Below are 7,566 nucleotides of genomic sequence, written 5' to 3' on the forward strand. Positions count from 1 at the left end.
GGATCGCAGGCGAGCGAACCGCGAGCAGTCAGGCCTGGATCGCGCGGCGGCAGAATTCCCAGAGGTCCTCGGCGAGTCCCTCACGCTCGGCGGGATCGGCCGCCCCCCCTTCTTCGGCAAGCAGCACGGTGTGCACCGTGGTCGAGACAAGATTGTAGATCAGCCGCGCCTGAAGCTGGGAATCCGCAGCGCGGAACACCCCCTGCCCCATTCCGAGCGCGACATGCCCGGCCATCACGTCCAGTAGCGGTTCAAGCGCCGAGTTCAATTCAGACGGCCGGGTCTGCGCCAGGCGAAGGTGCTCGCGGCTGAGGGCAGCGCCTCGCCGGTTGGCACCCATGCGGTCCTGTCCCAGTTGCCCGACGACGATCCCGGTGACGATAGCCTGCAATGCCTCCACCGGCCCGGCGCACCGCGCCGTAATCTCGCGGAATTGCAGCGCAGCGGCGCGCAGAGACTGGTCGAACACCGCCAGCACGAGATCGTCCTTGCCCTGGAACCGCTCGTAGAAAGCCCTCCGCGCGAGGCCCGCACGCGCCAGCACGGCACGGATCGTCAGCCCCTCCAGCCCCGCTTCGTCGAGCAGGTCGTAAGCGGCGCGGATTAGCACCAGCGTGCGGTCCGCCGCATCCCCGGAAGTTCCGGCAGGAATTTCGGGGAGCGCGAACAGGGGCGGATAAGTCGTCGGCATTGCTCCCCCGCTAGGCCGTGATCGCGTGCCGGTCCAGCCTGCCTGCATGCAAAACACGCACCTTGTGACTGCGCGCCAGGCACGCACCGCCCTGTCCGGCGATTGACTTGCCAACCCGCCTCGGAGTACAAGTTTGAGAACGCTGTTCTCGGGTTAAGCGAGCAAGGCGAAAGAAAGCGAGAGGAACCATGGCAAAGGTCACATACGTCGATCACACTGGCACGGCGGTGGAGGTCGATATCGCGGTTGGCGAGAACGTCATGCGCGGTGCACTCTACAATGGCATCGAGGGCATAACCGGGGAATGCGGCGGCGGTCTCTCCTGCGCGACGTGCCACTGCTACGTCGACGATGCATGGACCGACGCGGCCGGCGGCCCTTCCTCCGAAGCTGAGGCCGAACTGCTAGAATCCACAGCGGCCGAGGTAAAGCCCAGTAGCCGCTTGTCGTGCCAGCTGGTGGTCACCGAGGCACTCGACGGCATGGTCGTGCACATGCCCGAACACCAGCTCTGACCGCGCGGATAGGGAGACAAGAAAAATGCCTATCGACGCCGCCAATCCCGTCGCGCCCGTGTTCCCGCGTCATGTCGGCATGGACCAGGTGCCAGCCCACGTGCCACCCGAACTGATCCGGCAGTCCGGCCTGACTTTCGGCCCGGACTTCCTTGCAAACCCACACGATTTCATGGCCGCGCTCCACGAAAAGCAGCCGCCGATCTATTACGATGTCAGCCCGATGGGTAATATGTGGCACCTCATCAAGCACGAGGATGCGCTGTTCGGCCTGCGCCACCCGGACGTCTTTTCCAACGAGGGCGCCACCCCCTTCCCGCGTGATCCGGACGACTATTTCTACTTCATCCCGATCGAGATCGATCCGCCCCACCACCGCAAGTACCGCAACATCGTCGACCCGGTGTTCAGCCCTCAGGGCGTGCTCAAACTGGAAGGTCAGATCCGCCAGCGTGCCAACGACCTGATCGACGCGATCGATGCCAAAGTCGCCGCCAGGGAGACTTGCGAATATACCGAAGACTATGGCCGCCCGCTGCCCGTCTCGGTCTTCCTCGACATCATGGGCTTGCCGCAAGACATGCGGGACGAATTCGTCGACTGGGCGGTGAAGCTGCTGCATTCGAACGACCGGGCGATCATGGCCGAACAGATGGGCAAGATCACCGCCTATCTGAAGAGCGCGATCGAGGACAAGAAGGCTAATCCCGACGACGGCGTCGTTAGCTGTAGGCGCTTGCAACCGTAGCAGCTTCTGCTCGCAAACAGCGCCTTTTCCTGCCCAGATTACCTGACAACGAGCCGACTATGCTGCTCACGCTATCCGACAATGTGCTCGCCATCATCCGCGTCTGCTCGCAAACGGCAAAGGGCCGCTCATGGTATCTGCCAACTACAAAGTCGAGATTAGCAGTCATTTGCTGATGCGCGATGCTCACGCAGCTTTGTGGAACCCAAGATCAGAAAGTACACGATGGGGCAAACCACCATCAGCATCACTGCTGGATCGGTAGCCCATCTCGTTGGGCCATCGCTGTCCGGCTCACTTGCTACCGCGAGCATGAGCGCGATTGATCCTCGCACAGCGGCGTAGGTGGCAGGAACAAGCAGGATGTGGAGAAGCCACCCGTAGCGGAACCGCATGGCGCCAAACCAGCAGAGTACAGCTATGGCGGGTGGAGCGAGTGTGGCGGCTACGAAGCCGCAGAACCAAATGGCAAACCCTGCCGGAGTCAGCGTATCGCGATAGTAGCTGGCGATCCCATCCGGTCGCAATCCGAGAGCGACGAAAGAGCCTGCGACGACAACGGCACCCAAAGCCGTCAGTCCGACGCCACGCAATGTCCCGTGTCTCGGCATCAATCTATGCAATCCAGTAAGCCATTGATCAGGCTGCTCGCACTTTGGCTCGGAAGAAGGTCGTTTCCGACCCAATCAGATCGGGGTCGATCCCGCTCTCCTCGGCGGCCAGTTGCTGGATGATCCGCCAAATCTCGGGGGCGGTGAGGCGCGCGCCGTCGCGGGCAAGCCTGCCACGGTTCTGCTCCGTGACCAGTCGGGCGAGATCGCCGATAGTGTCGCACCTCCGAGGTAATCGCCGGCGGTCGAGGTGCCGTAACCATAGCCCCGCGTAGGCGCTCGCTCCAGCAGCGAAGATGCGAAGGGGAGGTGCCAGCGTCGTGAAGGCGAGGATCGCGACCGCGACAGCGAAGCAGAGACCACTGACAATCCCAAGCCATCCGGCTCGCGTCGCCGGCATCTTGAGGTCGGTATCGGCTTCCAGGTCGCTGAACGCTTGGCGCAGCTTCCCACCGATCAGCGGCGCCAACGGCGCATCCGGCCCGACGTGCCGGCCAAGCCCGAGCGCGCGTCGAAGCCTGTAGAACGTCATCTGCGTGGCGCATGTCGTGCCGCCCCCGCTGTAGGCTGCGACATGCGCGACGACATGGTCACGCACCTCGCCGAACGTTGTCCAAGGCAGGTTCGAGCGCAGGCGCAGATCGAAGGTGCGCTCGATTGCGAGGAAGAAGTCGGTGTCGTCGCCATCACCGACCCAGCCAACCGTATCGAGCACCTGCATGAACCCGGCTCCTCAGCGGTTCTGCAAAACGACCGTTTCTGACGAGCCGATCGCCTTGCTGGGCCGGCAACGTAAATCTGCGGGCCGCACTTTGTCAAAACTGTTCTGGAAACCCGCGTCGCAAAACGGTATGCCCCGCACGAGTTTGGAGAAGATCAGACGCTCATGCGGGTCGGCTATGCCAGGGTCAGCACCAGCGACCAGAACCCCGAGCTCCAGCTCGATGCGCTGCGGCGGGCCGGCTGCGAGCGGGTGTTCACCGAAAAGGCGTCGGGCGCGCGCGATGACCGGCCCGAACTGGCGCGCATTCTGGAAGACGTGCTGCGCGCAGGCGACACGCTGGTTGTTTGGAAGCTCGACCGCCTCGCCCGCTCGCTCAAGAAGTTGATCGCCACGGCCGAGGATCTGGAGCGCGAGAAGATCGGGCTGGTGTCGCTGACCGAGAGCATCGACACGACAACGCCGGGTGGCATGCTCACCTTTCACGTGTTCGGCGCCATCGCGCAGTTCGAGCGTGCCCTGATCCGCGAGCGAACTACCGCGGGGCTAGTGGAGGCGCGCCGGCAGGGTCGCAAGGGTGGCCGCCCATCGGCAATGCGCCCGAGCGACGTCGCCGCGGCACGGGCGATGATGAAGGAGGGCACGTTGCCGGTGCGCGACATCGCCAAGCGCATGGGCGTGTCGGTCGCGACCCTCTATCGCTATGCAGGCAAGCGCGGCAGCGGTGCATCGATCAAGGAGGCTGCAACAGCCCATGGCTGACCGGGCGAAGCGACCGCCTGGAGAGGCGCTGATCGATCTTCGCCGACGGTTGTCGCTGTTGCCCCCACGCGACCCCGGTCGCACCGAGATCATCGCCCGTGCGGCCGAGGCCTATGGCATCTCCATCTGGACCCTTTACCGGGCGTTGCGCGAGCTGAACCGCCCCAAGTCGGTGCGCCGGTCCGACCATGGTGCGACGCGGGTTGCCCCGCAGGCCGAGATGGAGCGCTACGCCGAGATCGTCGCCGCACTGAAGATCAGGACCACCAACAAGAAGGGCCGGCACGTTTCGACCGCCCGCGCCATCGAGTTCCTGGAAACCGATGGCGTCGAGACGCCGGAGGGCCTGGTCAAGGTAGCACCCGGCCTGCTGAAGCGGGCGACCATCGACCGGCTGCTCCGCTCATCAGGGCTGGACTATGCCCGCGTGACCCGCCCCCACGCAGCCGTTCGTTTTCAGGCGCGGCGATCCAACGAGCTGTGGCACTTCGACATGAGCCCGTCCGACCTCAAGCAGGTCGAGGCGCCGCTCTGGATCGAGCAGGGTCGCGGCAAACCCACGCTGATGCTGTTCTCGGCCGTCGATGACTGCTCGGGCGTGGTCTACCAGGAATATCGCAGCGTCTATGGCGAGGATGCCGAGTCCGCGCTGCGCTTTCTATTCAACGCCTTCGCCGCCAAGCCTGAGCCCGAACTGCCGTTCCAGGGCCTGCCGGTCACGATCTACATGGACAACGGCCCGGTCAGCCGGTCGCGCGTGTTCCAGTCGGTGATGGGCAGCCTCGGCGTGCGCGTCCTCACCCATCTGCCGCCGAAGGCCGACGACCGGCACACCGCGGCCCGCGCCAAGGGCAAGGTCGAGCGGCCGTTCCGCACGGTGAAGGAGGTGCACGAGACGTTGTACCACTTCCACAAACCCAAGGACGAGGCGGAAGCCAATCTGTGGATGCGGCGTGCGCTGGTCACCTACAACAACGGCGACCATCGTTCCGAGCCACACGCGCGGATCGAGCACTGGCTGCGGCACCTGCCCGGCGATGGCGTGCGGGCCATGTGTTCATGGGAGCGGTTCTGCGCCTTCGCTCGTGAGCCCGAGCGGCGCACCGTTGCGGGCGACGCGACCGTCTCGGTTGAGGGCGCTTCCTACGAGGTCGAGCCCGAGCTCGCCGGCGAGACGGTGACGCTGCTCTGGGGGCTGTTCGACCAGCAGCTCTTCGTGGAGCATGACGGCAAGCGGCATGGCCCTTACGAGCCGTCGCGCGGCGCCGTGCCGCTCTACCGCTATCGCAAGTATCAGAAGAGCCGCGCCGAGGAGCGGCTCGACAAGGTGGTCCGGCTCGCTGACCAGCTGGGGCTGCCCCGCGCGACCGTGACGGGCGGCGACCGGCCGCTGCCGTCGCTGCCGCCCTCCACCGCAGGGCTCGCGGTGCGGCAAACACCTTTTCCGGAGCCGGCGGTCGAGACGGCATACCCGACCGGGCTCGCGGCGCGCCACGCCATCGTCGACCAGCTCCGGCGACCGCTCGGCTCGCTGCCTGAGGCAGACCGCGCCTTCATCGACGCGCTGCTGGGCGAAACGCTCGACAAGACCATCATCGCTGACCGCATCCGAGAGCGGTTCCAGTCAAGACGGGGGACAAGCTGATGCTCGCCGACGTTCAATCCAGCTACGGGCTCGCCCGCCCGTTCCAAGGCGTCGGCAACTTCGAGACAGAGCATCAGCGCAACCTCGTGCGCGAGGTCTGTGCGGCCGTGCAGACCGGCAGGTTGATCGTCGTCTCCGGCCTGGTCGGATCGGGCAAGACGCACCTGCTGCGCCGCATCGAGGACGAGCTGGCCCGGGCGGGCAAGGTCGCCGTCGCCAAGTCGCTTGCGGTCGACAAGCGCCGCACCTCGTTGCCCTCGCTGATCGAGGCGCTGTTCTACGATCTCTCGCCCGGTGACCGTGCCCAGGTGAAGATTCCCAAGCAGGCCGAGCGCCGCGAGCGCGACCTGCGCGACATCATGCGCAAGGGCAAGCGCCCGGTCGTACTGGTGGTCGACGAGGCGCATGACCTGCACCACAAGACGCTGACCGGCCTCAAGCGGTTGATGGAGGTGGTGGCTGATGCCGGCGTGCTGCTGTCGGTCCTTCTGGTCGGCCATCCTCGGCTACGCAACGACCTGCGCCGCCCGCAAATGGAAGAGATCGGCTACCGCACGACCACCTTCGACTATGAGGGCATCGGCGCCGAACGCCGCGACTATGTTGCCTGGCTGCTCGGCGCCTGTGCGGCCGAGGGGGTCAAGGTTGCCGACTTGATGAACGAGGACGCGATCGACCTCATCGCCGAGCGCCTGCGCACCCCGCTCCAGATCGAGATGCACCTGACACTCGCCTTCGAGCAGGGCTTCCGCTTCGCTGCCAAGCCCGTCACGGCCGAGATCGTCGAGCAGGTGCTGTCGCGGGCGATTGACGACCTCGAACCCACGCTGACGCGCAACGGTTACGATGCGGGCGCGCTCGCCAGCCAGCTCAACACCCGGCCGTCCGACATACGCGCGTTCCTCGCCGGAACGCTGGACGCCGAACACACCCGCGACCTGACCGAGCGGCTCCGCGAAGCCGGTGTGCCGATATGATACTGGCTGTCCTCGCCTTGGTATCTCCCGCACGCGGACGCAACGCATGTCGTCTGTGCCACCGATTGTGGACGTTGCGCTTCTCTCATAGCCTGCCGGCATGAACAGGCATCTTACCGCAGCTTCTTTATCGATCGTCAGCTTGCTCAGCGCGTGCTCGGCCTCGGCCGAGAGGAGGTTGGAGGGACGAGTCTTCGACATCCCGAGAGCCAACGACATATCCGACAATGATAAGCCGTTCTTTCTACCAGCGCTCGATCCCAGCGACGGGTTCTCGTTCTACCTAAATCCGAGCGCAAGCTTGCCGGAGCGAAACTTGGTGGGCGTGGCAAGCAAGAAGCGGATGTGTGCCCGCGCAGCGGGAACAGAGGCGCTTGTCAACTCGACTGTCTGCGCAAGTCGCCCGCTTTCATGGCGCGGCCGAACACTGCGCAAGGTAAGTGATGGTGTTTTCTGGACATACCAGTTGCCAGCCGAAGCAGGTCAGAAGCGTCCTCCATCGCTGGCGAGTTGCTCCGCCATGGGCGGAGGCTCGCGGCCGGGGCTCTGCACGGCCAATCTGCCGTATGACAATCTCGTGCTGACGATTCACTTCCGAGACAATCAGGTCGGCTCGCTCCAGGCATTATACGATCAATCCGTTGCTAGCCTGAGGAAGTGGGAGCGCTGATGCTTACGGCAAACCCGGCGGGAACGATCGCTGCCAGACCGCTCACCGGCACTCCTCGCTATTGGCAGAAAGCGAGAACAGGCCTTCTCCGTTTGCGAGCAGGCGCGGATGATGGCGAGCACATTGTCGCATAGCGTGAGCAGCATGGCCCACCTGCTGTCAGCAAATCTGAGCAGAAATCCGCGCTGTTTGCGAGCAGAGGCCAGTATCTTTGCAATCGCCTACA

8 protein-coding genes are annotated in these 7,566 nt (G+C 64.7%); 6 read left to right on the forward strand and 2 right to left on the reverse strand.

What is annotated here, in order from left to right:
* Positions 1–28: 28 nt before the first annotated feature.
* Positions 29–691, reverse strand: coding sequence for a TetR/AcrR family transcriptional regulator (locus tag V474_RS06885; protein ID WP_059150685.1), 663 nt, complete (start codon positions 689–691; stop codon positions 29–31).
* A gap of 188 nt (positions 692–879) precedes the next feature.
* Here V474_RS06885 and V474_RS06890 point away from each other — a divergent pair, with 188 nt between their 5' ends.
* On the forward strand, positions 880–1,206 hold the full coding sequence (locus V474_RS06890; protein WP_059150686.1) for a 2Fe-2S iron-sulfur cluster-binding protein: 327 nt from the start codon (positions 880–882) through the stop codon (positions 1,204–1,206).
* Positions 1,207–1,231: 25 nt separating this feature from the next.
* A complete protein-coding gene (locus V474_RS06895) occupies positions 1,232–1,954 on the forward strand; it encodes a cytochrome P450 (RefSeq protein ID WP_236710738.1) in 723 nt (240 codons plus the stop codon).
* Positions 1,955–2,593: 639 nt separating this feature from the next.
* Here V474_RS06895 and V474_RS06905 read toward each other — a convergent pair.
* Positions 2,594–3,286 (reverse strand): hypothetical protein, encoded by a 693-nt coding sequence (locus tag V474_RS06905; RefSeq protein WP_007685994.1) that lies wholly within the window; start codon positions 3,284–3,286, stop codon positions 2,594–2,596.
* Positions 3,287–3,451: 165 nt separating this feature from the next.
* Here V474_RS06905 and V474_RS06910 point away from each other — a divergent pair, with 165 nt between their 5' ends.
* The 4 genes from V474_RS06910 (at position 3,452) to V474_RS25495 (ending at position 7,340) form a co-directional block, all read left to right on the forward strand.
* On the forward strand, positions 3,452–4,048 hold the full coding sequence (locus V474_RS06910) for a recombinase family protein (protein ID WP_007685993.1): 597 nt from the start codon (positions 3,452–3,454) through the stop codon (positions 4,046–4,048).
* On the forward strand, positions 4,041–5,693 hold the full coding sequence (locus V474_RS06915; RefSeq protein ID WP_007685992.1) for an IS481 family transposase: 1,653 nt from the start codon (positions 4,041–4,043) through the stop codon (positions 5,691–5,693). Before V474_RS06910 ends, V474_RS06915 begins: the two co-directional genes overlap by 8 nt.
* The gene (locus V474_RS06920) at positions 5,693–6,670 is read left to right on the forward strand and encodes an ExeA family protein (protein WP_007685991.1); all 978 of its coding nucleotides are present in this window, start codon (positions 5,693–5,695) and stop codon (positions 6,668–6,670) included. Before V474_RS06915 ends, V474_RS06920 begins: the two co-directional genes overlap by 1 nt.
* A gap of 100 nt (positions 6,671–6,770) precedes the next feature.
* The gene (locus V474_RS25495; RefSeq protein WP_062121710.1) at positions 6,771–7,340 is read left to right on the forward strand and encodes a hypothetical protein; all 570 of its coding nucleotides are present in this window, start codon (positions 6,771–6,773) and stop codon (positions 7,338–7,340) included.
* The last annotated feature ends 226 nt before the right edge of the window (positions 7,341–7,566 follow it).

It is taken from the genome of Novosphingobium barchaimii LL02, from assembly GCF_001046635.1.
GTDB lineage: Bacteria > Pseudomonadota > Alphaproteobacteria > Sphingomonadales > Sphingomonadaceae > Novosphingobium > Novosphingobium barchaimii.